The organism is Thalassospira sp. MBR-102, assembly GCF_040549275.1.
Classification (GTDB): domain Bacteria; phylum Pseudomonadota; class Alphaproteobacteria; order Rhodospirillales; family Thalassospiraceae; genus Thalassospira; species Thalassospira xiamenensis.
Genome location: NZ_JBEPTC010000001.1, coordinates 188281 through 212175, shown reverse-complemented (window position 1 = coordinate 212175; position 23895 = coordinate 188281). Strand labels below are relative to the sequence as shown.

Here is a 23895-nt window from a genome sequence, read left to right as displayed (position 1 = left end):
CACCGCAACCAATCGCCCCGGGGCATCGGGAAAGGACGCGGATGACATTTTTTCGCAAAATCGGGCTCGCAGCCGCCCTTTTGCTGCTCGTCCAGACAAACGTTCAGACGCACGCCAACGCGCATGAACTGCCATCGGCACACGCAACCGAAACGCTGGTCATCGTCACCAACGATTACCCGCCCTATGCGCACGCCGACGCGGATGGAAGCTTCCTGCCTGATCTGTTTGATGCCATCGGCCATGAAATGAATGTCACGTTTGAATTTCATTTCAAACCGTGGAAGCGCGGCGAACAGGATGTTGAAAATCTCGAAGCATGGGGCACGCTGCCCTATCGCCGCACCGAAGAACGCGCGCGAAAATTCAATTTCTCTGATGCACTCTATATCGAAGATTCCCCGTTTTTCGCCTATAACGCAAAGGGTCGCAAACCGGCCATTCACTATGAAGAACTCTCTGATCTCAAACCCTACCGCCTTGGCGGGATACAGGGATATTATTATCAGCCATGGTTTGAGGAAGCCGGGCTTTCCGTCGAATATGCCCTGACCGAAGAACAGAATTTCAAAATGCTTCACATCGGCCGGATTGACCTGTTCTCCACCGCGCGCTCCGTCGGCTGGTACACCATCCGAAACCTTTTCCCGCAAAAAGAAGTCGAAAAATTCTATACGATTGAAAAACCGCTGCTTGAAGGATCGGGGCTTTTCCTGATGACCTCAAAGGATTACCCGAACGGCGATGAACTGCTCGAACGCTTCAACACAGCCCTCGCCAAGGTCAAGCAGAACGGCACGTTTGAAAGCCTGATGAACCGGCATGAATTGACGGTCAATTACTGACCCCGCATGCAAAAAGGCCGCAGCACTTTGCCACGGCCCTTTATTATCTGAATTTCGCGGCCTTACCCCTGCCTGCGCACGGCCTCGGCACTGGCGATGACATCTTCAAGGTAAGTCCGCCACGCCGGATCAACCGTAATCCCGAAAATATCGCTCAATGTCTGCTCGACATCGCCGACCGACAGGTGATGCACCTCTTCCTCGCCTGTGCGCAGCCGGATGGTCAGGCGGTTGTTCAGCAACGTGAACCTTGCATGCGGCGCACTGCGCGCCACCATCAGAACCTTGGCAAAGCCGCTTTCGGGATGGGTGCTGGCATAAAAGTTCATCACCTCGTAATCGATATCCTCGACCGGGACGATATCGACCTCATGCACCGGCTTCCACACCCCGTCGCGTTCAAGCTCCGTCAGGTAACGGCCATTGCGCTCCCGCACGCGGAAGGTATCATGCGGGGTCACCTGCGGCACCGAAACGCCCAGCAAAAGCGGCGCGGTCGGCACACATCCACCCAGCCCGACATCAACCAGCCACGCCTCGCCATCCAGCGTGACGCGCATCGCCATATGGCAGCGCGGCCGCGGGCCGTCACTCTCGGAATAGCCCCACAATACCCGCCCGGCAAGGTTTTCGACCTCGAAACCAAGGCTTCGCAACACACGCCGGAACAGGCCGTTCTGCTCAAAGCAATATCCACCACGCCCGTCAAAAATGATCTTGCGGTCCACATCATCGGGGTTAAGGCTTACCCCCTTGCGGCACAGCACATTGATCGCCTCGAACGGGATATGCGCGGGATGGAGCGCATGCAGATCGCGCAAAACCTCAAGGCTCGCCTCGCGCGGGCCGTCATAGCCGATCCGCGCGAAATAGGCATCCAGATCGACCTGCGGTTCCGGCAGGTTAAAGGGCTTCGCCCAGCTTGCGTCAATCGCGTTCTGCACGCTGGAATGGATCGTGGCATCATCGAATTTGGCGGCATTCGTCGGCAGATGCGTATTCATCGGGGGGGCTCCGTGTCTTGTCCGTTTGGGGCGTGATGTAATCAGGACTTCCGTTTCTGGAGCAGGACCATAGAACCTCAAGCTAAGTTCAGGTCAATAGACTATTTCAACATTTTTTCATCGAATGTTCTGCGGTTCTGCGCGCCAATGAACGCATATATATGCGACATTACGGCATTCGAAAGGCCGCAAAGGCAATTTTCCACCTTTTATACGCAACAACCAAAGCGTCGCGCGACAAACCCGCCCGCTCTGTGCTATCGAAATGGGTATATGGTTTAACATGCGCGATCGGCCATCCCCGGAAACCGGATTTCCGGCATCGCCTTTCGACGGTTCCCGAACAGACAGGAAGATGACATGCGTACTGTTTATGTGAACGGCGACTATCTGCCGGAAAATGAAGCCAAGGTTTCGATCTTTGACCGTTCCTTCCTGTTTGCCGACGGCGTGTATGAAGTCACCTCGGTACTTGATGGCAAGCTGATTGATTTCAACGGCCACATGACCCGTCTGGCGCGTTCGCTCTCGGAACTCGGCTTTACATACAAGGCCGATATCGACGAACTGCTTGAAATCCACCGCGAACTGGTCAAACGCAACGACATCACCGAAGGCCTGGTTTACCTGCAAATCTCGCGCGGGTCGGCCGGTGACCGTGATTTCGCGATCAAGGATGATACCCCGGCCACGGTTGTTCTGTTCACGCAGTCCAAATCCCTGATCAAATCGCCGCTGGCCGAACGCGGCCAGAAAATCCTGACTTACCCGGATGTCCGCTGGCGCCGGTCCGACATCAAAACCGTGCAGCTTCTTTATGCATCCCTTCTCAAAACCGAAGCCGCCGCCAAGGGGGCTGATGATGCGTGGATGGTGCTCGATGGCTATGTCACCGAAGGCTCGTCAAACAACGCCTATATCGTGACGCAGGATAACGTCATCGTCACCCGCCAGCTTTCCAACGATATCCTGCATGGCATCACGCGTAAGGCCGTCCTGAAATGTGCCGAAGAATTGCAGCTCAAGGTCGAAGAACGCCTGTTCACGGTCGATGAAGTCTATGCCGCCAAGGAAGCCTTCTCAACCTCGGCCTCGGCCTTCGTCTGCCCGGTCGCCGAAGTCGATGGCAAAAAAATCGGCGACGGCACGCCGGGCCCGATCGCCAAGCGGCTGCGCGAAATCTATATCGAAGCCAACCGCGCCACCGCGCTCTGACCAATCCGCATCTCGCGTCCCAAACGCAAAACGCCGCCTTCACCGGGCGGCGTTTTTTTGTCTGAAATAATCGGGGCCTCGCGACCGGACCAGCGGTCACAAGCCAAAGAAGCGGTTACGCCGCTTTGGCCTGTGTGGTCGCGGTCCGCGCATTGTCAATTCGGATGATCCGGTCGGCAATGCGTTCGGCCAAGACTTCGTCATGCGTTACCAGCAGCAACGCAAGATCGCGTTCGCGAACCTGTGCCACCAGAAGGTCGATCACCCGTTTCTGACTGACCGGGTCAAGCCGCGAAGTCGCCTCGTCGGCAAACAGCATCACAGGATCCAGAAGAAGCGACCGCGCAATCGCAAAACGTTGCAATTCCCCACCCGAAATGGCCGAGGGCGGCCTTGCCAGAAGCCCGCGATCAAGGCCAAGGCTTTCCATCATCGCTGTCTGGCGTGCCATGTCGATCCCGTGTAACCGCCGAAGGTCGTCAAATCCCTGACCAAGCGTCTGATGGGCTATAAAGGCCGATGGCGGATCCTGATAGATTTTCTGGTATCGCATCGCCGGAAGATTTCCCGGTCGCGCCACCGCCCCCTCCTGAAACGGCATCAATCCCAGCAAAATATTGCCAAGCGTGCTTTTGCCGCTGCCGCTTGGCCCCAGCACGACGGTGATCTCGCCCCGGCTAAGGGTGATATCAAGCCCGGAAAAAAGCTGCCGTTCGCCAAATGACTTGCCGATACCGCGCCCGGTGACGACCACTTTATCACCCGATGACGTCGCATCGTTACGGGGATGTGGATGGTCGCGCACTGGCCAGTTGCGTGGCAAGCTCGCCACCAGGTCCCGGGTATAGGGATCGGACGGCGCAGACAAAATATCCGCCGCCGCCCCGACCTCAAGCAACCGGCCACGCCGCATCACGCCGACCGTCCCGCCAACCTGTTCGGCCAGTTCAAGATCATGGGTGATCACCATCATCGCCCGGCCAAGTGCAACCTCGAAGCACAGCAATTCGCCCACCACCTTGCACAATGCCCGGTCAAGTCCCTTGGTCGGCTCGTCAGCCAGCATCACCGGGCTGCCGCCCGCATGGGCCATGGCAATCGAAACGCGCTGCGCCATGCCGCCCGACAATTCAAACGGATAGGCATTTCCCGCATGGGCAAGTCCCACCGCCGAAAGTTCACCATCCGCCTTCTGCCCGGCTTCCCGCGACGGAACACCATGCAGGGCGGTGTAAACTTCCGCCACCTGCCCCTGCACCCGCATGGTAGGGTCAAGCGCAAGCCACGGCTCTTGTGGCAAAAGGGCAATCTTGCGCCCCCATAAGGCACGTCTGGCATCGGCTGTCTGTGTCAGAAGATCCACCCCGTCAAACAGGATTTTCCCCTCGCACACCAGACTGTCAGGCAGGCTGCCCATCACCGCATGCATGATCAGGCTTTTGCCCGATCCGGTTTCCCCGATCAGGCAAACCGGCCTGTTCGGCCCAAATGCCAGCGACACATCATCAACCAGAACCGTGCCACCCTGTGTGCGCACCGTCAGATTTTCAATACGGATATCATGCATCAGCTTTTCCTTCCGGCCAGAAGCTGCAACGCCAGAACCAGCAGGAAAATCGCTGCTGCCGGCATCATGATCTGCAACGGGGCCTCGCTGTAATAGGGCATCAGTTCAACAATCATCGCGCCAAGCTCGGGTGTTGGCGGGCGCAGGCCGACATGGATCGCACTTAGCGTACTGACCGCAATGATCGCCGATCCGGTGGCAAAGGCAAAAAGCGTGATCATCGGCCCGGCCAGCGCCGGGAAAATGATCCGTGTCACGATGTAAAACCGCCCGAACCCCAAAAGCCGTGTGGCTTCAACACTGGGCGATGTCATGACACGCGCCGTTTCAATGCGCGCCACCCGGAAAAACTCGACCCACAAATAAAGTGCCAGGCCAAGATAAAGCGGCCCGAACTGCCCCGGCGCAAACGCCAGCAACAGCAGAACCAGCAACAATCCCGGCAGGGCCAGAACAATATCCGAAAGCGCGACAAGCCCGCGTTCGATTAACCCGCCGCGTGCCGCCGCCAGAATGCCCAGCAAAATCCCCGGCACCGCCGCCGTCAATGCCGTCACAAAGGCCATGACAAACGAAAGCTGCGCACCGAATGCAAGACGTGCCAGCATCGAACGACCGAAATGATCGGTCCCCAATATATGCGCCGCATCGCCCGGCGAAATCAGAACCGCATCGTAATCCTGTGCCAGCGGATCAGTATCAATCAGCATCGGCCCGATAAACGCAAACGCCAGAAGCGGCACAATGATCGCCACCCCCGCCATGCGTGCGGTTGTCCAGAATCCGCCAGCCTGCTGTTCGGCCAGACCAGCCGGAAGATGAGCAAGTGAACCGGTTTTCATCATGCTGCCCTCCGCAAACGCGGATCAAGCCGCAGACACATAAGATCGACCACACTGTTCAGCAGCACGAACAATCCCCCCATGGCAAGGGCCGTGCCCTGCACCATCGGCACATCGCGCGCGATGATCGCATGGACAAGCGCATGACCGATCCCCGGAAAGGCAAATATCGATTCAACCACGACCACCCCTTCGACCAGATACACCATCTGCAAACCCAGATAGGTGACAACCGGCAGGGACGCATTGCGGACCCCGTGGCGCATCACCACCGCCCGGTCAGACAATCCCTTGTACCGGGCATGGATGAAATAGGGCGTGGATGCCACCCCCATCATGGCATCGCGCATCACACGTGACGACATCGCCGCAAGACCAAGTGCGAGGGTGAACGACGGCAGAACAAGGTTCTCCCAGCCACCAAACCCTGCGGTTGGCAGCCAGCGCAACGTCACCCCGAACACCATCATGAACAGGATCGCCAGAACAAAGGGCGGCACGGCACGCAAACCAACCGCGACAAGCAGCATCACCCGGTCATAGACCGATCCGGGAAACAGCCCCGCAATCGCCCCGGCCACCGGCCCGATGACAAGCGACAGCACAAAGGCCGTCACCGCCAGCCAAAGGGTATAGCCAAGCTGCAAACCGATCTCGTGGATCACCGGCGCCCCAGTCACCAGCGAATGGCCCAGATCAAACCGGACCAGATCGCCCATCCATGACAGGAACCGGACAAGGATCGGCTGATCCAGGCCAAGTTCGGCCCGGACCATATCCGAAATCGCATTATCCATCATGTCCGGGCCATACCGGCCTGCGGCAATCCTTAATGCCGGATCACCCGGCAGGAAATACATCAACGCAAAACTCAGCGTGCCGACGATCAGAATAACCGCCACAAGCTGCATCAGGCGGGTCGCAATCAATCCCTTCATTGCGCCCACCGCAGATCGGCAAGGTAATAATTCTGCTCATACGGATCGATGCGGACATTTTCCAACCGCGCACTCGATGCCATGGCAAGCTCGCTCCAGACCAGCGGAATGGTCGGCAATTCGGCTTGCAGGATATCGGCAAGCTTCTTTTGCATCTGCGCGCGCGCATCCCCGTCCGTCGTCTTGCGCAAATCGGCAATCAGGTCTTCGGCCTCGGCATTGTGCCAGTTCATCGCCCCCCAATCAGCCCCGCCGGGACCATAATCTTCCATCACCGTCGCCAGCGGATCGGGCACCATCGAAAAACTGCGTGTCACAAGGGCTGCCTCAAGCGTGCCATCGGCATGACCGGCCGGAATTTCGGTATAGCTGCCCACCGAAATCTCAAGCCCGATACCGACATCGCGCAACTGCGACTGCAATGCCGTGGCAATCAGCGGCAAATCCGGCCAGCTTGCATAGGTCCGCACGGTCACATCAAACCGTTTGCCATCCTTTTCAAGGATGCCGTCCGAACCGGCGACCCAGCCCGCATCCGCCAGCAATTCGCGCGCCTTTTGCGGATCGAAATCAAGGATCGGCATATTCGCATCATACCAGTCGCGAATTTCGGGCGGGAACATCTGGCTTGCCGCCAGATCGGTGTTGCGCATCACAACCCCGGCAATCGCCTTTCGATTGATCGCAAGGCTCAGCGCCTGCCGCTCCACCGTTTCGTCAAAGAACGGCTGCGCCAGATTGAGTTTCAAAAGCCGGGTCCGCGGGACGGTTGCCACCGTCACATTAACGTCCGGATTGCCCTTAAGTTGTGTGACCGCAACCGGCAACAGCGACAGAACCAGATCGGCATCACCACTTTGCGCCATCATCGCGCGTGTTTCACCGCGGCTGACCGCAAGATAGCTGACCTTCTCGATCTGGGCGCGGCCATTCCACCATTTGTCAAACGCCGAAAGCTCGATCCGAAGCGGCGGCACAACCGCATCAACCCGGTATGCGCCGGTGCCGATAATCGTCTGGACTTCCCCGGCATCGTCAAACGATCCCGGTGCAAGGATGATGGTGCTGTAATGCGCCAGAAACGCTGGCAACATCGCAAACGGCTCGGACAGCGTGATCACGATGTCATTGCCCGATGCGGAAATGCCGGTAATCGGTGCCTGGCGCAGCACACCGGGGCGCTCGAACGCGCGGTTAAGATCGGCGGCCACAATTTCGGCCGTCATCGGCGTGCCATCATGGAATGTCACATCATCGCGCAGGCTGATTTCCCACCGCAACCCGTCGTCGCTTGCCCGGCTGTCCTTGGCCAGCATCGGCACGATCTGGCTTTCGCGATTGACCGTAAACAGCGTTTCGGCGGCCTGCATGCGACTGAAAAGATAGCCCGACTTGGCCGGATCAAGCCCGGAAATCTCAAGCGGACTTGCAATATCAAGCACATCGTCATTCGCCCCGGCCATCGCCACACCGGCAATCCCTCCGGTGGTTTCAACCGCCCCGGCAACCGCCAGAATACCGGCAAGGGTATAAAAACGGGCAAGCAGTGCTCGCGTCATCATCTTCTCCATGGAACAAATTTGTTATGATATAACATAACACTTAAAATCTGTTCCAAAGTAGAAAGTCAACCGTTTTTGCGAATGTCTCGCAAAATTCATCCCCCTTCCCGAAACCCAACCGGGCGTTTTCTTTGCTGGCCTCAATCGGTACTTTGCCCTAAAGCTCGGAAAACAGATGGTGATTGCGATAACCCACCATCACACAGGGAAAGCGCCACGAACCATGAATGCACAACAGCCCCAGCACAACCTGACCGGCATCATTCTGATGTGTGCCGGTGTCGCCCTGCTGTGTGTCAATGATGCCCTGGCCAAGGGATTGATGGATCATTATTCGCCGATCCAGATCATCTTTCTGCGCAATTCGATTGCCCTGCCCTTTGCCGCCCTGCTGGCAATAAAAATGGTCGGGCTTGGCGGCCTGCGGTCCAATCGGATCGGCGTGCATTTCATGCGCACCGTCATCTGGATCGCCGCGACCATCATGTTCTTTACCAGTATCCATCTGATGGGACTGGCGGAGGCCACCGCCCTTGCCTTTGTCGCCCCGCTTTTCATCACCGCGATTTCATCGGTGCTGATTGCGCGGGTTGGATGGCGGCGCTGGGTGGCCGTGATGGTCGGTTTTCTCGGTGTTCTGGTGATCGTGCGCCCCGGTGCGGCAACCTTTGAGCCCGTCTCGCTCTTGCCAGTGGCGACCGCCTTTACCTATGCGCTTCTGATGCTAAGCGCGCGCCTGCTCGATCCCCGCGAAAGCATGTGGACGCTTCTGTTTTACCTCAGCTTCACCAGCACCCTGCTCAGCGCCTGTGCCGTCTGGTATTTCTGGACCCCGATCCGGGCAGAAGATATCGGGCTTTTCATCGCCATCGCTTTTGTCGGCACCAGCGGCATGACCCTGATCACCCAGGCCTTCCGGGTTGCCGACGCCCCAACCGTCGCCCCGTTTGATTACACCGCCCTTGTCTGGGCCACCGGACTTGGCTGGTTTTTCTGGGGCGAAACACCCGATCTTCTGACCTTTGTCGGTGCGGCCATCATCACCGGAAGCGGCATCTTCATCATCTTCCGCGAAAAGCGCGTCGCCGAAAGCTGATAACGGACAGGGGCGACTGAAAAATGTCGCCTCACTCTCCCCGTCATTCCCGCGACCGCGGGAATCCAGTCCTTCGCGCCACATCCTCAAACGCCAAAGGACAAAGGGCATAATCCACCGGCCTCACCCCATAACTCGCCATCGCCCCGGCCCGCATGTCGGCCTCGTTAACATCGGCCTTGAACCGATAGCTCGGCGCAATAATCTCGCGCGCCTGATCAACTGCCACATCAATAACCATGCCGACCTTAAACGCATCGCCTGCCATACCCTGCAGGATCATCTGCCGCTCGGCAAAGCCGTCATCACCGTTTTTCAGAAGTATCGCCCGCCCATAAAGCTGCCAGCCCTTCTGCGAAAACACATCAACGAAACTGACGCAGACACGCGGATCATGGCGGATATTCTTGACCGATTGCGGTGATGCGATATTGGCGATGATAATGCGATCCTCGCCATAACAGGCAAAGATTTCCTTCGGGCTGACCGACGGCCCGTCTTCGGACACGCTCGCCAGCCAGCACAAAACCGACCGATTGGCATAGTCGCGAATGTCATCTGTCAGAAGCATGGTTTTTCCGGTTTGTTGGCACCGCAATCACTCTGCCACTGCAAACCCGAAACCACAAAAACAAAACCCGCCTTCCAACGGGAAAGGCGGGTGCAAAACGACGGTTACAACCGATCAGTAATTGGCTTTAAAAGGCGGCTCTCGCCCGTCCCTTGCAGCAAGCTCGGCAATATTGCGCAACAGATTACGCTTGCTTTGAGTGCGCCGACGACCGGAATTTGGTTGCACGTCACCCTTGCCAGACAGGCCCAATTCGGCCCGTTTCTGGCTGATGCGTGCTGCCAATTCTTCAATCGTGATTTCGCGCATTTTTGCTCTCGAAAGTTATCGGGTGTGGCAATCGTTGCAACAGTAATAGCAACCGTCAACATTGATATAACCACGCGCTCTTGCAGCAGCCACCGCCTCCCGACAATTACTATAGAACCCCAAATGGTCCTGATTCTGATAGTCGGGTAAATGACCACATGTAGAAGTATGCACTTCGTGCTCGCCTGTTGGCTGAGCGTTTCTATTAACTAGGTAGTTAGGCATTTGTTCCTCCCGAGTTAACCTCGCAAGGAACATTAGGACATACTTCTATACAAACCCAGGGTTATATCAACACCCCACCCTCAATAGGTAAACCTAAAGTACAGGCTGCCGCTACCAACAAAAATCCCCAACCGCATAGGTAATGCTGCGCCCGGTCGCGTTCAGCAGCGCGTCAAGCCTGCCCTTTTCCGGCAATGTCCCGCGCGGCGCACCAAGTTCCTCGGCATGGATGCCACCCGTCACCAGCGCCACATCAAGCCCGGCATTGTTCGATCCGGCAACGTCGGTCGAAAGGCTGTCGCCCACCACCAGAAGCTTCGCATCCGGCCCCTTGTCAAACAGTTGCAGGCAGAAATCATAGGCACTCGCCAGCGGCTTGCCTTCCCAGCGGACATTACCGCCAAGCACTTCGTAACGTGCGGCAATCGCACCGGCACAGATGATGCGATCCCCGCCGCGGATCACTTCGCGGTCCGGGTTCGGGCACAGCATCGGAAGGTCGCGCGCCTTGGCGGCATGCAGCAGATCCTCATAAACCGAAACCGCGTCATAATCGTCATTCGGCCCCGTCACCAGAAGCCAGTCGGCATCCGCGACATCCTTGACGATCTCGATATCCTGCCCTTCAAACATCGACATGTCGCGCACCGGGCCGACACTCATCACGCGGCGCCCCAGCTTGGCGTACCAAGGATCGGTCCGTGCGAGAAGCTGGCTATAGGCGATCTCGCCCGATGCGACCGCCGGGCCATAAAGGTCGCGCGCGATACCCATATCTTCCATCCGTGCGACCACAACACTTGACCGGCGCGGCGCGTTCGACAGAAGGGCGACCGGCACACCGGCCTTTTTAAGCGCCTCCATCGCCGGGATGGAGCTTGGATACGGTGTGACCCCGTCATGCACCACGCCCCAAAGATCAAGGATCACCGCATCGTACTGTTCGATCACTTCCGACAGGCCGTTGATCATCTGATAGCTGGTGCCAACCGTCATTCACCCATTCCACTTCATGTTAAAATCGTCGTCATCGCACATGCGGCAAGATGGATTCCCGTGCTTGCGGGAATGACGGGGAGCGGAAAACGAACGCTCAACCCCAAAACCGTCACTCCCGCGAACGCGGGAGTCCATGGTGCCACAAATCAATCTGTCGCCGAACCGCCCTTCGGCGCAGCCTTACTTTTCGCCGTCGGTTTCTTGGTAGCTGGCTTCTTGGCGGTCGCCTTCGCCGCGGTCGCCGGTTTGGCCTCATCTGCCTTGGCCGTTTCCGCCTTCGCCGTCACCGCCGCCTTGGCCGCGCGCGCCTCATCGACCGGAGCCTTCCGCCCGGAAATTTCCGGGAACGCCGCCCCAACCGCGTCGGCAACATTGGCAAAGCCATCCTTGCGCAGGCGTCTGGCCAAATCTTCCTTGATATCGGTCACAAGCTCCAGCCCGTGATAGACAAGGGCGGAATAAAGCTGCACCAGCGACGCCCCATTGAGGATCTTCTCATAGGCATCCTTGCCCGATGCAATCCCGCCGACCCCGATCAACGGAATTTTGCCTTCGGTCAGGCGGTAAAAATCGGCCAGAACCTTTGTCGAGGGCTCCATCAGCGGCGGACCGGAAAGACCGCCCTTTTCATCCTGATCATAGGAATTAAGCCCGACCGGCCGATCAATCGTCGTGTTTGAAACAATCATGCCATCAAGCCGGAGCTTCAATACCACGGCGGCAATATCGGCCTTGTCTTCCTCCGTCAGGTCCGGTGCCACCTTAAGCAGCACCGGCACACCCTTGGCATGGCCATCACGCGCCTTCAAAACCGACGTCAGAAGCGTCTCAAGCGGCCCGCGCCCCTGAAGTGCGCGCAAACCGGGCGTATTGGGCGAGGATACATTAACCACCAGATAATCGGCATAGGGACCAAGGGCTGCAACCCCCTTCACATAATCGGCCGCCGCATCTTCGGAATATTTGTTTTTGCCAAGGTTGGCACCCAGAATGCCCTTGCGCGCACGCTTGCGCAGGCGTTCGGCAACCACCGCAGCACCCTCATTGTTAAAGCCCATGCGGTTGATCACCGCCCGGTCCGAATAAAGCCGGAAAAGCCGGGGCTTGGGGTTGCCCGGTTGCGGTTCGGGCGTCACCGATCCGATTTCAACAAAGCCGAACCCTTGGCGAAGCATCTGATTGGGCACCTCGGCATTTTTGTCAAACCCTGCGGCAAGCCCGATCGGATTGGCAAATTTGCGCCCGAAAACCTCGGTCTCAAGGATCGGCGTGGCATCCAGCGCATCATCATCGCGCGGCACCAGATTGTTTTTCAATGCGCAAATCGCAAGACCATGCGCGGTCTCCGCATCGATCCAGCGCACAACCGGCAAAACCAGTGACTTGTACCACCCCACGCGACCTGCTCCGTGCTTGTAAATACCTGCCCTGTTCTTACGCTGTGTAAGGGGACGGGGCAAGGATCAATGCCCTGAAGGCCCGCGCGACAGACACCCCGTCATGATCCGCACCCAATGTCAGATGTAAGATATATCTGACATTTATGGGGGGAAATGCCAAAGTCGGCGGTTTTGTCAGTTATTTCTGACATTTGCGGTTTTCCTGTCAGGCAAGAAAACCCGACATACGTTCGCTGCACTAGGCAACAGCCAGAGCATCGGCTGCCGAATGCTGAGATGCGGAGTTATTCGCCTTCAAAGGCAGGGCCCGCCTCAAGCATGTCGTAGTCCACATCAAGCACCCTGGCCAGGGCATGCTGCAACTTGCGCGACGGCAGGTTTTTCCCCCGCTCGATCATGCTGATATAGTTCCCGGCAACGCCGACTTTTTCCGCAAGCTCGGTTTGGGTCATATCGCGCCATTCGCGATAAACTTTAAGCGGATGCTCCCCATCGATGATCCGGCTTGCCAGCTCAAACGGATAACGGCTGCCGTCATCCTCACCGATGGCCAGCTCCGCCAGTTCCTCGTCACTCAGAAAGCTCTCGGCCATTTCCGGTGCAATGTCGCGAAACGTCTGAAAAGACATCGTCACCGCAACCGGCTTGTTTGAAAGCTCGTCGCGCAAAAGATTGATTTTGCTCATCTCATCCATTCCCTTTCCCGGAAAGCCGAAAAAGCTCAGGCCTTGTAAACATCGCCGCGCACACCAACCCGGATCACATCAAGAATGTGACCATCCTCGCTATAGATCACCCGATACTGGCCGACACGCACGCGATACGCATCCATATTGACCATCATTTTGATATCAAGATCATCCCGTGCCGGATTTTCCGCGATGAGTTTGATGACATCACGAATGCGCCGCGCCTGCTTTGGCTGCATCTTCTGCAAAACCTTCAGCGCCTGCTTCGATATCGTGATTTTCAGCATGCCCTGCCCTTAATCAACACTCGAAATAACTATAAATATTATTTCGATTTAAGGCAAGACAATAAAGGCCAACTAAACCCGCTCCTCCATCCGCGCATCAAATTCTGCCCGCGCCTTTTCGACTGCGTCGTAGTTATCGCGCGTCCACAGATAAAGCGCCTTGAACGGCCCGACCAGCGACCGGCCAAGATCGGTAATTTCATATTCCACCGCGACCGGCGATGTCGCGATCACGTGGCGCGCGACAATGCCGTTGCGTTCAAGCTTGCGCAGCGTCTGCGTCAATGCCTTTTGCGTAATGCCCTCAAGCCCGCGCCTGATCGCGTTAAATCGCAATGGCCCTTCCGCCAGAACCGCCAGGATCATCATCGACCATTTATCGGCAATCTGGTCCAGAAGCTCCCGGCTCGGGCAGTTCGAGCGGAACATCAGGGCAGAACATTCCTTAATTTCCATGTCATTTCCTCCGGCGCACTGTCATGCAGGTTTCCTCAAGTATACCTGGTAACCTCAAGGTGCCTGATTGACAGTAGGTATACAACGTATATCTAGTAGCCACCATACACCCATTTCCAAACGGAGGATATCCGATGTCAAATACCGACATTCTGTTTCAGCCCTTCAAGCTGAAAACCCTTGAGCTTCCCAACCGTATCGTCATGGCCCCGATGACCCGTTCCAGCGCCCCGAACGGCATTCCGGGTGCCGCCAATGCGCAATATTACCGCAAACGCGCCGAAGGCGGCGTTGGCCTGATCCTTTCGGAGGGCACGGTGATCAACCGCCCGGCATCGCGCAATGAACCGGGCATTCCGCTTTTCCACGGGGCCGATGCCCTTGCCGGCTGGAAGGCCGTCGTTGATGCCGTTCATGAAGCCGGCGGCAAAATGGGCCCGCAGCTTTGGCATACCGGATCGGTCAAAAGCGCCCAGACCGAATGGGTGCCAGATGCTCCGGTCGAAAGCCCGTCCGGCCTTATCGCGCCCAATGAACCGCACGGCAACACCATGTCGGATGCCGACATTGCCGACACCATCGCCGCCTACGCCCAGGCCGCCCTTGATGCCAAAAATGCCGGTTTCGATACCTTTGAAATTCACGGCGCGCACGGCTACCTGATCGATCAGTTCTTCTGGTCGGGCACCAATCTGCGCACCGATCGCTTTGGCGGCAAAACCATCGCCGAAAGATCAACCTTCGCGGTCGAAGTCGTGCGTGCCGTGCGCGCCGCCGTCGGCCCGGATTTCCCGATCATCATGCGCGTCAGCCAATGGAAACAGCAGGACCTGACCGTCCGTCTTGCCCCCACTCCCGATGAAATGACCGCATGGCTCGGCCCGCTGGTCGATGCCGGGGTTGATATCCTCCATTGCTCGCAACGCCGTTTCTGGGAACCGGAATTCCCCGAACTGGACGGCGAAAAGGGCCTGAACTGTGCCGGGTGGGCCAAAAAACTGACCGGGGCAGCCACCATCAGTGTTGGCTCCGTCGGGCTTTCAGGCGACATCCTGACCGCTTTCGCGGGCGAAGGCTCCAAGACCACCAGCCTCGATGCCCTGATCGAACGCATGGAACGCAACGAATTCGATCTGATCGCGGTCGGCCGTGCGCTGATCACCGATCCGGCATGGACCACCAAGGTCCGCGACAATCAAACCGATGCCCTGCTCGGTTTTGATCCGGCAACGCTGGGCGAACTCGTCTGATCCTGCCGATCTCGAAGGCAAAAGGGCGGTGCCATCCCGGCATCGCCCTTTCTTTATGCCCACCTGAAAACTACCTGAAGGAAAGCCGCCCGCAAAAAAAGGAGGCCATCATGGCTCCCCTCATGGATGCCAACGAAATCACCCGCCTGCAAAGCCGCATCGCCGCCCGCGACCCCGGCGAATTTCACTTTCCGGAAATCTACGGGGCGGGATGGGATACGCTTTATATCGGCGACAAGGTCAGGATCGGGCGGGAATTTCTCAATGCCGTTCGGGCCGGGCACTTCCCCACGGTCGAGGATACCGGCCAGAAGCACGGCGGCGGGCGCGTCTATCGCCGGGTATGATTACCCTCTGCGCATATAGTCGGGGCGCAGATCCTCTGGCAGGATGTGAACCTCGTTATCATCAAGCTTAAGGTCATCAACGCGTGCGACATGCTCGACCGAAAGCTGGTCATAAAGATGCGGAAACAGCGTGCCACCGCGCGCCGGCTCCCATTTCAGCCTGTCATCGACCGCCGCGACCGGCACATGCAAAAGCCGCAATCCCCCGCGTTTCGGGTAATGCAGCGCAAGGGTTTCTGCCAGCGTATCAATCGTCGAAAAATGGATAAAACCGTCCGCAATATCATGCGGCGCACCGGCATAATGCCCGGTCGCAAGCGCTTCCGCCCACTCGTCCGAGCCCAATACACGGTAAATCATGGTATGTGATGAATTTGTCATCCGGGGAAAATAAGGTCGCCCGGCCCGTTCGGCAAGCAGGCGAAATGCCAAAGCACAAAAAAACCGGTTCTGTGCTTTTTCTCTCTTGCCTCTCGCGCGAAAAACCTATACCGATGAGGAAATATAAGATACTTATGTATAGTTAAATTATACCAACTAAAATCATCCGGCAAAATCAGAAGACCAGACCACCAAACCGGACACGAGCACGCAGAACATGACGACCAGACAGGCCCGACGCGCCCCTGTAGACCTTCCCGACACCACCCGCCAATGGGTTTCAAATGATCAGGCCCCGAAACCGGCCGCCTTCCGTCGCGGCTCGCCGGGCCACGTTACACAGAACCAGCGCCGCCCGGCGACAGAGATCATCGACATTCACAAGGATTTCAGCGCTTTCAGCGGTCCGAATGTGCCCAACATCTGGCCCAATGCTCACCTGCCCCGGCTTGTCGCCCGCCTGATTGCGGCCATCGGCACCGCCTGCGTCCTGTTTTATCTTTATAGCGAACTGGCCCGGATCGCATCCTGATCCGCCTCATCACCTCACACCGCCGCCAGCAGCACCCACACCAGTCCCGCCATTGATGTCAGCGAAATCAATATCGCGGCCAGCATCAGCGCCCCGTCGCGCACAAGGATCGCAAGCCCGAAGGCGGCAATCGCACTCATCGGCGCCATCCCGGCAAACGGCACCATTTCAAAAAACGGCACCAATGCCGCCAGCAGCACACAGACAAGGGCCGCCACCCGCACCCCATGCCGCCCGGTCAATCCCGGCAACCGCCCGTAAAACCAGCGATCAAGCTTCTCGGCGACCGGTTCGATCCGCGCCATCGCATCGGCGACCTTCGCCCCGTCAAACGACCGGCGACCCAGAATATCGGGCAACCATAAATGCGACCGCCCCAGAACGATCTGAATGGCAAAGACGGCCACAATCACCGCAAGGATCGCGGGCACCATCGGAATCCCCGATAGGGGTGTGACCCCGATCAGGCCGGGCACGAACAAAAACGGCCCGTAACTCCGCCGCCCCAGCACGGCCACCATATCCTCGACCGAAACCGCCTGTTCCCCCGCCGCCCGATCCCGGATCCGCGCCACAATCCCGCCTACCGAAACCGGCTCTGCGTCCGTCATGCCAAATCCTCGCTGCCTGTTTGCAAAATCACGTTGTCCCTGCAACGCAAACAAGGGTGGCTTTGTTTCAGGGGATGACGACAAACAGATACAACAACAAACACGATCTCTAACGTAAGATGGCAATGTAGAGAATTATTTTAGGCTGCACGAACACGCCGATCTTAATAAAGAGGAAAAAGTTCTGAACTAAAATCCCGGCAACAAATGAAATTGACTACTCATTTCCAAGCTGAACCAGAGTAGTTGCGCAGGAGTTTGGACATGGCTGAAACTGAAATTGAATGGACTGATGCAACTTGGAATCCCGTTGCAGGCTGCTCAATCCATTCGGCAGGATGCAAAAACTGCTACGCAATGAGAATGGCAAAGCGCCTCGAAGCTATGGGCGTCGAGAAGTACCAAGGGTTGACTAAAACAGTTAATGGTAAAGCGGTTTGGACAGGAGCGATCCGAGAAGATCATGCTTCACTCAGCGCCCCGCTTAATTGGAAAAAGCCGAAAAAAATCTTCGTCAACTCCATGAGCGATCTTTTCCATGCAGACGTAAACGAGAGCTTTATAGCGGAAGTTTGGGAAGTGATGCGCAAAACTCCGCATCACAACTACCAAATTCTGACTAAACGACCGGACAGAATGCTGGAGATTCTTACTCAGAATAATCACGAGGTTTTGCCAAACGTCTGGCTCGGCACAAGTGTCGAAAATAACGACGTTATTTCACGTATTGATTACCTACGGAATGTCCCTGCGGCGATAAGGTTTATTTCTTTTGAACCATTGATTGGCGCAGTTGGCCCCGTGAACCTAGAAGGAATAGACTGGGCAATTGTTGGCGGTGAAAGCGGCCCCAATGCGCGTCCAATCAAAGAAGACTGGATCGATGAAATCCACGATCAATGTGCAATTCACGATACGGCATTCTTCTTCAAACAATGGGGAACATGGGGTTCGGACAACAAAAAACGCTCGAAAAAAGCGAACGGTCGCATCTATCGCGGCAAAACTTGGGACGAAATGCCCGCATATGCTATTTGATACCTTTCCGAAGGTGCTCAACAATTTTTCTCGCAATACCCTTCGCTGCATTTCTGGGATTGGAAATAGCAAAGAATAGGGAATAAAGTTGGGCACCTCGAGAGCTGATCAAGGGAATTGGATCAGAAACCCACGAACTAAAAACGGTTTCCAACCGCTCCTTCACGTAACTTTCTAGCGCGCGAACATCTTGTTTTCGCTCTAATTCTGGCTCGCTAAAAAGCCCCAACTGAAGATCAGGTGTATAAAGTTTTTCACGCCATTCTTCTGTTCCTAGACACCGAGTAATAGCATTGATTTTACTGTCATCAAGGCTACTCCATCTCCGGGCTGCCTGCCGAACCAATCCAGACATTGGAAACAAAAACCACAAATCTATCGTTTGTGTCGCGGCAATCGCCTTTAAAGTTTTCCACTCAACCTCCATGCCATATGGGTCAAGAAATAAAACAGCCCTCGTACCCCAATGAACCCCGTTTCCTTTCCAATCCGTTTCATTGCAAAATTTCGTCACAAGTTCGTTTGCATCCCCTTGAAAGCATTCTACTGATTTGTTCGGAAAATTTACGGTAAGCGCTTGAAGCGCAGCAACATGCTTTGGATTTTTATCAATGAAAATGTGATGATCGAACCCTTTCTCCATCTGGAGAACTAGGCTCGCTGAACCGGGCGCGACCAAAGTGCTGTTATTGTTAACGTCGAGCAAAGGAATACCATTTTGGGAGACAGTTCGGCTCCCTGTTCCGGCAAATGCATCAATGTAAATATTTCTGAAGTTTTGCTTACTCATTACCAAGAGATAGGCTTCGATATATCGCCTAACAATTTCAAGCTTAATATCGGTATGCTTTCCCCCGAACTTATGTTCAACGTCCATCAGCCACCTCACTGGAACAATCGCAATATCGAGTGTTCACGATAATTATTTCCAGTAAGTAAACAAAAACAATTACACAACCTATGCGCAAGAGTAGCCAGAGTCGGGTTCAGGGTACAGCTAAATCAAGAATCCCCCTTCGCCAGAACATCCGCCGCCTTCCGCGCCACCCATGCCACATCCGCACTCAGCTCAACGCCGCTTTCCTCAAGCCCGGCAACCGGGAACCAGCGCGCATCCAGCGCATCATCCCCCGCAACCGGCTCCCCACCATTCCAGCGGCACAGCATCGCAATCAGGATGAAATGGCGTTTAACCTGCCCGTCCGCATCGCGATCAAAGGCATCAAGGGCTGTCAAAACACCAACGGCTTCCGCCGAAATGCCGGTTTCCTCGTGAAGTTCGCGTAATGCGGCCTGTGCAAGGGTTTCGCCCGCCTCGATCTTGCCGCCGGGATATCCCCACATGCCCTGATCGGGCGGATTGGCGCGGCGCACCAGCAAAACCTGCTGATCGCGCACGACAACCGCAATTGTCGCCGCAATCGGCCGTGATGGTAAATGCAATGACGACGTTTGATCAGACATGGCGGCCTCGTCTGCGGCGGCCAGCAGAATCTCAAGCCCCCTGTTAGCCCCCCTGGGTGGTGTTTTCGATCATATCAGCCACACCACCCGAGACAACCCGCAATCACCGCCGCAAACAGGCCACCACCCCGTCACGCGCCACCCTCCCCGATCTTCTTATCCGCACTCCGCTTCACCACACTGACCCCCAAAACGCCCAGCGCAATGCCCCAGATCGGGCTGGTATTGACCAATGCCGCGATAATCGCCGGGGCCTGAAGCGGCGTTAAGATGATGGCGGCCGCAATTGATCCCATGGTCATGATCCAGGTCAGTGCCACCGCATAGCCAAAGCTCGGTCGCCAGCGGCGCACAAACGCATCCTCGCTTTGCACCTCGGCCCGGATGGTGCGGTTGACGGTCGCCAGTATCTGGCTATCGCGCGAAAGCTCGATTTCCGCCATGCGTTCGGAATGGCGGTTGGCCTCGATGATCTGGGCGGGCGTGACATCGCCCTTTGTCACCGCATCCCCCACCTGTTTAAGCCCCTCGGCCGCGGTTTTCGCGACCGGATGATCAATGGTTTCAAGCCCCGCCCCGACCGCCTTCATCAAAAGCGGCAGGCCGATCTGTGCCAGTAATGCTGGTATCATGTAATACCTCCTTCCTTGAAAAAAATGCCTGTTTTGCCAACCGATTTCCCCGGGTTTCCTCCCCCATGCAACACAACCCTGAATAAATTGACGCGCGGATAAAAAACCAATAGATTTATTTTTCAAATCTAATGTTCGCGTTTTAATGCAGGGGATATCAGGGGGCCGCCATGAAAAGACTTCTTGCCGCAGTGCTACTGTTTCTGGGGATGGATCAGGCCAATGCGCAGCAGCTCCCGCCGCCGATTGACCTTGGCATTGTCAATATCCCGCAACAGACACAGGTCTGGTGCTGGGTCGCCGTGGTCGAACAGATCGCCCATTGGAAAAGCCAGACCTCCCCCAATTCATCGCCGCATCAATGTGAACTTGTCTCCGCCGCAAACGGCATGCCGCAGCCGTTTTGCTGCGATGCTGCAATGGTAAATGCCAATCCGATGCTGGCACAGCAATGCGTACGCACCGGGCAGGACCCCGAAATCATGCAATTGCTAAGCCTGGTCAGCAACAATGCCGCAGGTTACGGCATGCCCGCCCATCCGATGGTGCTTTACAACACCCTGGCATCGGGTCGCGCCATCATCCTCAAACTGCAAAACACCCCCTATTCCGGGCATGTTGTGGTTCTGCGCGGCATGGCATGGGTGCAAACCCCGATGGGGCCGACAGCGGTACTTTATATCAATGATCCGCTGTCCTATTTCACCCAGCCCGTCCCGTTCCAGAACATCGCCCATATGTGGTCCGGGGCCTTTATCGCCAATTGAGATGGGGCTTTACGTTCACCCTATGTTTTTGAAAAACAGATGCCCGCCAATCTCGGCCACCGGCACCTGTCCGCGCGCCCAATAGGGATCAACCGCATGGGTGTGATAATGCGTCGCCCCCTGGGTCATGTCGGCAATCTCCCCGGCCAATGCCCGTGTCGCCACCCGTTTGCACAGCCGGTATGCCGGGTCGCGCGCACTGAGCTTAAGCAACTTCACCCGGTTCGGATCGCCCGCGTTCCAGCATGAAAACTGCCCCGGTTTGAGGCATACCTGCGCCACCGTACTGCCCCACCAATAGCGCCCGCGCGCTTTGGCAAATGCCACCCGGTTCAGGATCACGCAGGCCACCGCCTCGATCCCCGGCAAACCCTCGCCCCGCGCCTCACCATAAAGCGTCCTTGCCAGCACCTCGGCGACCGGCAATTCCTGCGGGTCGGCAACGGCTTCCACCATCAGAACATCATTCATCTCTGTTTCCTTTCTTGGGGTTCAAAACCGGCCTCACGCTGCCGGTACATTGTGATCAAGCTTCGCCTCGATCCGCAGCAGATGCGCGGTCAGGCGTTTTTCAATATCCTTGAGGTACGGGATCGAAACGTAGTTTCGCGCCACATCAAGCTTGAAGTCCGCCAAGCCATCGCGAAGCGCGATCATCTCCGCGTCATGACCCTCGCGCTGGCTTTCCAGCCGCGCCGAAAGCTCGCTCCGCATCCGCCAGCTCAGCCAGAAAAGCCCCGCCACCGCCGGAATTTCCACCGCCGTAATCCACCAGATCAGATCAACCGGTCCACTCATCACATCCTCCTGCCCCTTTGCATAAATCGCCCATGAAAAAGGCCTGCCGCGCTGTCACAAAGGTGACGAACACATGGCAAGGCCAAATTCAAAACCCACTTCCCTCAATTCAAGCCACCCTTTATGCTGCCGTCAGACAGGAGACACCCGCCATGAGCACCAGCAAAAAAGCCGACAGATAAGCCGCAGCAACCCCTTTGGTTTTTGTTGTTGCGGCGTTCTTTCAGAACCAGTTGGCTCTGGGAGCGCTGCCTGATCCCTTTTTCAAGGAAACGGCTTGATGCGCTCTGATATCTTGTCTTGGCGGTATTCGCTTACCGCCACTGTTCTTCTGTTATCTCCGTTCGATCTTCTGGCATCGCTTGGCATGGATATGTATCTGCCTGTGGTGCCACGCATGGCGGGCATTCTTGGCACCAGCCCGCTTCTGATCCAGCTGACCCTGACTTTCTATCTGGTCCTGATCGGTGCCGGGCAGCTTGTCTTTGGCCCCTTGTCGGACCGTTTTGGCCGTCGCCCGGTATTGCTGGGTGGCGCGATGGCCTATATCGCGGCATCGGTTGGCCTTGCCCTTGCCACACGCGGCGAGGTGTTTCTGGCCTTGCGTCTTGTGCAGGCGGCCGGGGCTTCGGCCTGTCTGGTCGCGACCTTTGCCACCGTGCGCGATATCTATGCCGGACGCGATGAAAGCAACGTCATCTATGGCCTGCTGGGATCCATGCTCGCCATGGTTCCGGCCATCGGGCCGTTACTCGGCGCGCTTGTCGAAATATGGTTGGGCTGGCGGGCGATATTCGCGCTCCTCGGCCTTGCCATGGCGTTTGCGGTCATTGCCGCCTTTTTCCTATGGCCCGAAACCCGGCAACGAACCGAAACCGGCCTTCGCTGGCGTAATCTTCTTGCCCCGCTTGGTCGGCTTAACTTCTGGCAATATACCCTGTCCTACGGGGCCGGAATGGGCAGTTTCTTTGTCTATTTCTCGGTCGCACCATGGCTTTTGATGGGGCGGCATGGCCTGTCACAAACCCTGTTCAGCCTCCTCTTTGCCTCGGTCGCAATTGCCATGATGGCAACCGCCCGTCTGGTCGGGCCGCTGGTGCCGCGTTTTGGCATCGCGCGGATCATGACGACCGGCATGTTCTGTCTGATGGCCGGGGCCGGGATGCTTGCCCTGACCGAAAGCCTCATACCCCGATCGATCATGGGCTTCATCGCGCCGATGTGGCTGATCGGGGTCGGTATTTCGATGGCGGTATCCGTCGCCCCCAATGGCGCGCTTCGCGGTTTCGATCACATCGCAGGCACGGTCACGGCGGTTTATTTCTGTCTTGGCGGTCTGTTGCTTGGCGGGTTCGGCACCCTTGCCGTCACCCTGCTACCCCGCCAAAGTGCATGGCCGATTGTTGCCTTTTGCGGGTTTGTTCCGATCATCGTTCTGATGATCAGGCACTTTAACCGCGATCGATCCTGATCGCCCCGGCACAAAAAAGACCCGCAAACCGAAAGGCTTGCGGGTCAGTCAAGGAGGTCACTCATCAAAACCAGATAAGATCAGCCGTCGTCTCAATGGTCACCGGCATGGTCCGCACAACATCCCCGGACGGGAGGATCGGGGCATTCATGCGGGGCCGGTGTCTCGTCAAAGGGCGTCGCCATATGTCTCCAACGATGTCTTCACATCATGCGCGAACAGCAGGATCATGCCTGCGCGCGCCGGAAACTCAGGCGTGCGGCCCGTTCAATTTCACTTCCAGCTCCTGCCAGGCCTCACCCGATGCCACAAGGCAGCTTGCCCCGTTGGGCGAGGTAAACAGGATGGTCCATGTCTTGCCATCGGGTGCTTTAAGCACCTCGATCACGCCGCCATTGGCGGTCACGCCAACCGCAACCGGTTCTTCGGAATATTTCGCGCTCAGGCTGTTGATCACCTTGGTGCGGTCGCCGCAAACTGGCGATACGGTCTGTGCTTCGACCGGACTGGCAAGGGTGATGCCACCGGCCATTACGGCAATCAGGCTTACAGTTTTCCACATGGTCAGGCCCTCCTTTAAGGGACAGGCAGTGCGGTGC

At 56.9% G+C, this 23895-nt stretch carries 29 protein-coding genes; 9 read left to right on the top strand and 20 right to left on the bottom strand.

The features are described from left to right. Positions 1–41 precede the first annotated feature (41 nt). A complete protein-coding gene (locus ABIE64_RS01035) occupies positions 42–845 on the top strand; it encodes a substrate-binding periplasmic protein (RefSeq protein WP_354376394.1) in 804 nt (267 codons plus the stop codon). Between the two features lie 62 nt (positions 846–907). On the opposite strand, the gene ABIE64_RS01030 is transcribed toward ABIE64_RS01035, so the two are convergent. Then, positions 908–1849 (bottom strand): arylamine N-acetyltransferase family protein, encoded by a 942-nt coding sequence (locus ABIE64_RS01030; protein ID WP_354376393.1) that lies wholly within the window; start codon positions 1847–1849, stop codon positions 908–910. A gap of 360 nt (positions 1850–2209) precedes the next feature. Here ABIE64_RS01030 and ABIE64_RS01025 point away from each other — a divergent pair, with 360 nt between their 5' ends. Continuing rightward, positions 2210–3064 (top strand): D-amino-acid transaminase, encoded by an 855-nt coding sequence (locus ABIE64_RS01025; protein WP_354376392.1) that lies wholly within the window; start codon positions 2210–2212, stop codon positions 3062–3064. Between the two features lie 115 nt (positions 3065–3179). Here the strand turns inward: ABIE64_RS01025 and ABIE64_RS01020 are convergent, their stop codons facing one another. From ABIE64_RS01020 to ABIE64_RS01005, 4 genes are read right to left on the bottom strand one after another with little or no spacing between them, the layout of a single operon-like run. Further along, positions 3180–4631, bottom strand: a complete 1452-nt coding sequence (locus tag ABIE64_RS01020) for an ABC transporter ATP-binding protein (protein ID WP_354376391.1) — start codon at positions 4629–4631, stop codon at positions 3180–3182. Next, a complete protein-coding gene (locus ABIE64_RS01015) occupies positions 4631–5476 on the bottom strand; it encodes an ABC transporter permease (protein WP_082832831.1) in 846 nt (281 codons plus the stop codon). Before ABIE64_RS01015 ends, ABIE64_RS01020 begins: the two co-directional genes overlap by 1 nt. Continuing rightward, positions 5473–6411 carry an ABC transporter permease gene (locus ABIE64_RS01010; RefSeq protein WP_354376390.1) on the bottom strand — a complete coding sequence of 313 codons (939 nt, stop codon included), beginning with the start codon at positions 6409–6411 and terminating at the stop codon, positions 5473–5475. The genes ABIE64_RS01015 and ABIE64_RS01010 overlap by 4 nt, the downstream gene beginning before the upstream one ends. Further along, complete coding sequence (locus tag ABIE64_RS01005; RefSeq protein ID WP_354376389.1) at positions 6408–7970, bottom strand: ABC transporter substrate-binding protein; 1563 nt, start codon at positions 7968–7970, stop codon at positions 6408–6410. The genes ABIE64_RS01010 and ABIE64_RS01005 overlap by 4 nt, the downstream gene beginning before the upstream one ends. A gap of 226 nt (positions 7971–8196) precedes the next feature. Here ABIE64_RS01005 and ABIE64_RS01000 point away from each other — a divergent pair, with 226 nt between their 5' ends. Then, positions 8197–9069 (top strand): DMT family transporter, encoded by an 873-nt coding sequence (locus ABIE64_RS01000; RefSeq protein ID WP_037991910.1) that lies wholly within the window; start codon positions 8197–8199, stop codon positions 9067–9069. Positions 9070–9112: 43 nt separating this feature from the next. On the opposite strand, the gene ABIE64_RS00995 is transcribed toward ABIE64_RS01000, so the two are convergent. The 7 genes from ABIE64_RS00995 to ABIE64_RS00965 all read right to left on the bottom strand — a co-directional run bounded on the left by ABIE64_RS00995 (position 9113) and on the right by ABIE64_RS00965 (position 14005). Beyond that, a complete protein-coding gene (locus ABIE64_RS00995; protein WP_354376388.1) occupies positions 9113–9640 on the bottom strand; it encodes a pyridoxamine 5'-phosphate oxidase family protein in 528 nt (175 codons plus the stop codon). A 114-nt stretch (positions 9641–9754) separates the two neighbouring features. Beyond that, positions 9755–9949 (bottom strand): hypothetical protein, encoded by a 195-nt coding sequence (locus tag ABIE64_RS00990; protein ID WP_063093553.1) that lies wholly within the window; start codon positions 9947–9949, stop codon positions 9755–9757. A gap of 336 nt (positions 9950–10285) precedes the next feature. Continuing rightward, positions 10286–11170, bottom strand: a complete 885-nt coding sequence (locus tag ABIE64_RS00985; RefSeq protein ID WP_354376387.1) for a TIGR01459 family HAD-type hydrolase — start codon at positions 11168–11170, stop codon at positions 10286–10288. 149 nt (positions 11171–11319) lie between these two features. Next, on the bottom strand, positions 11320–12570 hold the full coding sequence (locus tag ABIE64_RS00980) for a quinone-dependent dihydroorotate dehydrogenase (protein ID WP_354376386.1): 1251 nt from the start codon (positions 12568–12570) through the stop codon (positions 11320–11322). 287 nt (positions 12571–12857) lie between these two features. Beyond that, entirely contained in the window at positions 12858–13259 is a 402-nt protein-coding gene (locus ABIE64_RS00975; RefSeq protein ID WP_167332781.1) for a helix-turn-helix domain-containing protein, read from the bottom strand. A gap of 35 nt (positions 13260–13294) precedes the next feature. Beyond that, positions 13295–13549 (bottom strand): type II toxin-antitoxin system RelE family toxin, encoded by a 255-nt coding sequence (locus tag ABIE64_RS00970; RefSeq protein ID WP_354376385.1) that lies wholly within the window; start codon positions 13547–13549, stop codon positions 13295–13297. A 72-nt stretch (positions 13550–13621) separates the two neighbouring features. Beyond that, on the bottom strand, positions 13622–14005 hold the full coding sequence (locus ABIE64_RS00965) for a winged helix-turn-helix transcriptional regulator (protein WP_071239810.1): 384 nt from the start codon (positions 14003–14005) through the stop codon (positions 13622–13624). A gap of 134 nt (positions 14006–14139) precedes the next feature. Between ABIE64_RS00965 and ABIE64_RS00960 the strand changes: the two genes are divergently transcribed. Together ABIE64_RS00960 and ABIE64_RS00955 are read left to right on the top strand one after the other, a co-directional pair. Then, on the top strand, positions 14140–15255 hold the full coding sequence (locus tag ABIE64_RS00960) for an NADH:flavin oxidoreductase (RefSeq protein ID WP_354376384.1): 1116 nt from the start codon (positions 14140–14142) through the stop codon (positions 15253–15255). Positions 15256–15365: 110 nt separating this feature from the next. Further along, complete coding sequence (locus ABIE64_RS00955; protein ID WP_354376383.1) at positions 15366–15602, top strand: DUF1413 domain-containing protein; 237 nt, start codon at positions 15366–15368, stop codon at positions 15600–15602. Here ABIE64_RS00955 and ABIE64_RS00950 read toward each other — a convergent pair whose 3' ends face one another. Continuing rightward, a complete protein-coding gene (locus ABIE64_RS00950) occupies positions 15603–15962 on the bottom strand; it encodes a DUF952 domain-containing protein (protein ID WP_083379323.1) in 360 nt (119 codons plus the stop codon). A gap of 238 nt (positions 15963–16200) precedes the next feature. Between ABIE64_RS00950 and ABIE64_RS00945 the strand changes: the two genes are divergently transcribed. Further along, positions 16201–16515, top strand: coding sequence for a hypothetical protein (locus ABIE64_RS00945; RefSeq protein WP_354376382.1), 315 nt, complete (start codon positions 16201–16203; stop codon positions 16513–16515). 14 nt (positions 16516–16529) lie between these two features. Here the strand turns inward: ABIE64_RS00945 and ABIE64_RS00940 are convergent, their stop codons facing one another. After that, the gene (locus tag ABIE64_RS00940; protein ID WP_354376381.1) at positions 16530–17126 is read right to left on the bottom strand and encodes an exopolysaccharide biosynthesis protein; all 597 of its coding nucleotides are present in this window, start codon (positions 17124–17126) and stop codon (positions 16530–16532) included. Positions 17127–17390: 264 nt separating this feature from the next. Between ABIE64_RS00940 and ABIE64_RS00935 the strand changes: the two genes are divergently transcribed. Continuing rightward, positions 17391–18164, top strand: a complete 774-nt coding sequence (locus tag ABIE64_RS00935) for a DUF5131 family protein (RefSeq protein ID WP_037991895.1) — start codon at positions 17391–17393, stop codon at positions 18162–18164. Here ABIE64_RS00935 and ABIE64_RS00930 read toward each other — a convergent pair. From ABIE64_RS00930 to ABIE64_RS00920, 3 genes are all read right to left on the bottom strand, one after another. Then, positions 18157–19041: a three-Cys-motif partner protein TcmP gene (locus tag ABIE64_RS00930; RefSeq protein WP_037991894.1), complete on the bottom strand. Its 885-nt coding sequence runs from the start codon at positions 19039–19041 to the stop codon at positions 18157–18159. The genes ABIE64_RS00935 and ABIE64_RS00930 overlap by 8 nt on opposite strands. 125 nt (positions 19042–19166) lie before the next feature. Further along, a complete protein-coding gene (locus ABIE64_RS00925; RefSeq protein WP_354376380.1) occupies positions 19167–19628 on the bottom strand; it encodes an NUDIX hydrolase in 462 nt (153 codons plus the stop codon). 131 nt (positions 19629–19759) lie between these two features. Beyond that, positions 19760–20260 carry a 3TM-type holin gene (locus tag ABIE64_RS00920; RefSeq protein WP_354376379.1) on the bottom strand — a complete coding sequence of 167 codons (501 nt, stop codon included), beginning with the start codon at positions 20258–20260 and terminating at the stop codon, positions 19760–19762. Positions 20261–20430: 170 nt separating this feature from the next. Between ABIE64_RS00920 and ABIE64_RS00915 the strand changes: the two genes are divergently transcribed. After that, positions 20431–21027, top strand: coding sequence for a papain-like cysteine protease family protein (locus tag ABIE64_RS00915; RefSeq protein WP_354376378.1), 597 nt, complete (start codon positions 20431–20433; stop codon positions 21025–21027). Between the two features lie 15 nt (positions 21028–21042). Here the strand turns inward: ABIE64_RS00915 and ABIE64_RS00910 are convergent, their stop codons facing one another. Then, positions 21043–21498: a cell wall hydrolase gene (locus ABIE64_RS00910; protein ID WP_354376377.1), complete on the bottom strand. Its 456-nt coding sequence runs from the start codon at positions 21496–21498 to the stop codon at positions 21043–21045. A gap of 33 nt (positions 21499–21531) precedes the next feature. After that, complete coding sequence (locus ABIE64_RS00905; RefSeq protein WP_354376376.1) at positions 21532–21825, bottom strand: hypothetical protein; 294 nt, start codon at positions 21823–21825, stop codon at positions 21532–21534. A 280-nt stretch (positions 21826–22105) separates the two neighbouring features. Between ABIE64_RS00905 and cml the strand changes: the two genes are divergently transcribed. Then, a complete protein-coding gene (gene cml, locus ABIE64_RS00900) occupies positions 22106–23296 on the top strand; it encodes a CmlA/FloR family chloramphenicol efflux MFS transporter (RefSeq protein WP_354376375.1) in 1191 nt (396 codons plus the stop codon). A 250-nt stretch (positions 23297–23546) separates the two neighbouring features. On the opposite strand, the gene ABIE64_RS00895 is transcribed toward cml, so the two are convergent. Next, the gene (locus ABIE64_RS00895; RefSeq protein WP_071239850.1) at positions 23547–23858 is read right to left on the bottom strand and encodes a hypothetical protein; all 312 of its coding nucleotides are present in this window, start codon (positions 23856–23858) and stop codon (positions 23547–23549) included. Positions 23859–23895 lie beyond the last annotated feature (37 nt).

Bases quoted from the DNA above. Each gene is read 5' to 3' on its own strand.
- ABIE64_RS00975 (WP_167332781.1), bottom strand. From the start codon at position 13,259: ATGAGCAAAATCAATCTTTTGCGCGACGAGCTTTCAAACAAGCCGGTT.
- ABIE64_RS01020 (WP_354376391.1), bottom strand. From the start codon at position 4,631: ATGCATGATATCCGTATTGAAAATCTGACGGTGCGCACACAGGGTGGC.
- ABIE64_RS00915 (WP_354376378.1), top strand. From the start codon at position 20,431: ATGAAAAGACTTCTTGCCGCAGTGCTACTGTTTCTGGGGATGGATCAG.
- ABIE64_RS00930 (WP_037991894.1), bottom strand. From the start codon at position 19,041: ATGGACGTTGAACATAAGTTCGGGGGAAAGCATACCGATATTAAGCTT.
- ABIE64_RS00965 (WP_071239810.1), bottom strand. From the start codon at position 14,005: ATGGAAATTAAGGAATGTTCTGCCCTGATGTTCCGCTCGAACTGCCCG.
- ABIE64_RS01035 (WP_354376394.1), top strand. From the start codon at position 42: ATGACATTTTTTCGCAAAATCGGGCTCGCAGCCGCCCTTTTGCTGCTC.
- ABIE64_RS00945 (WP_354376382.1), top strand. From the start codon at position 16,201: ATGACGACCAGACAGGCCCGACGCGCCCCTGTAGACCTTCCCGACACC.
- ABIE64_RS00955 (WP_354376383.1), top strand. From the start codon at position 15,366: ATGGCTCCCCTCATGGATGCCAACGAAATCACCCGCCTGCAAAGCCGC.
- ABIE64_RS00920 (WP_354376379.1), bottom strand. From the start codon at position 20,260: ATGATACCAGCATTACTGGCACAGATCGGCCTGCCGCTTTTGATGAAG.
- ABIE64_RS00970 (WP_354376385.1), bottom strand. From the start codon at position 13,549: ATGCTGAAAATCACGATATCGAAGCAGGCGCTGAAGGTTTTGCAGAAG.
- ABIE64_RS00995 (WP_354376388.1), bottom strand. From the start codon at position 9,640: ATGCTTCTGACAGATGACATTCGCGACTATGCCAATCGGTCGGTTTTG.
- ABIE64_RS00940 (WP_354376381.1), bottom strand. From the start codon at position 17,126: ATGACGGACGCAGAGCCGGTTTCGGTAGGCGGGATTGTGGCGCGGATC.
- ABIE64_RS01000 (WP_037991910.1), top strand. From the start codon at position 8,197: ATGAATGCACAACAGCCCCAGCACAACCTGACCGGCATCATTCTGATG.
- ABIE64_RS01025 (WP_354376392.1), top strand. From the start codon at position 2,210: ATGCGTACTGTTTATGTGAACGGCGACTATCTGCCGGAAAATGAAGCC.
- ABIE64_RS00960 (WP_354376384.1), top strand. From the start codon at position 14,140: ATGTCAAATACCGACATTCTGTTTCAGCCCTTCAAGCTGAAAACCCTT.
- ABIE64_RS00925 (WP_354376380.1), bottom strand. From the start codon at position 19,628: ATGTCTGATCAAACGTCGTCATTGCATTTACCATCACGGCCGATTGCG.
- ABIE64_RS00895 (WP_071239850.1), bottom strand. From the start codon at position 23,858: ATGTGGAAAACTGTAAGCCTGATTGCCGTAATGGCCGGTGGCATCACC.
- ABIE64_RS00950 (WP_083379323.1), bottom strand. From the start codon at position 15,962: ATGATTTACCGTGTATTGGGCTCGGACGAGTGGGCGGAAGCGCTTGCG.
- ABIE64_RS00985 (WP_354376387.1), bottom strand. From the start codon at position 11,170: ATGACGGTTGGCACCAGCTATCAGATGATCAACGGCCTGTCGGAAGTG.
- ABIE64_RS00905 (WP_354376376.1), bottom strand. From the start codon at position 21,825: ATGAGTGGACCGGTTGATCTGATCTGGTGGATTACGGCGGTGGAAATT.
- ABIE64_RS01010 (WP_354376390.1), bottom strand. From the start codon at position 6,411: ATGAAGGGATTGATTGCGACCCGCCTGATGCAGCTTGTGGCGGTTATT.
- ABIE64_RS01030 (WP_354376393.1), bottom strand. From the start codon at position 1,849: ATGAATACGCATCTGCCGACGAATGCCGCCAAATTCGATGATGCCACG.
- ABIE64_RS00910 (WP_354376377.1), bottom strand. From the start codon at position 21,498: ATGAATGATGTTCTGATGGTGGAAGCCGTTGCCGACCCGCAGGAATTG.
- ABIE64_RS00990 (WP_063093553.1), bottom strand. From the start codon at position 9,949: ATGCGCGAAATCACGATTGAAGAATTGGCAGCACGCATCAGCCAGAAA.
- ABIE64_RS01005 (WP_354376389.1), bottom strand. From the start codon at position 7,970: ATGACGCGAGCACTGCTTGCCCGTTTTTATACCCTTGCCGGTATTCTG.
- cml (WP_354376375.1), top strand. From the start codon at position 22,106: ATGCGCTCTGATATCTTGTCTTGGCGGTATTCGCTTACCGCCACTGTT.
- ABIE64_RS01015 (WP_082832831.1), bottom strand. From the start codon at position 5,476: ATGATGAAAACCGGTTCACTTGCTCATCTTCCGGCTGGTCTGGCCGAA.
- ABIE64_RS00935 (WP_037991895.1), top strand. From the start codon at position 17,391: ATGGCTGAAACTGAAATTGAATGGACTGATGCAACTTGGAATCCCGTT.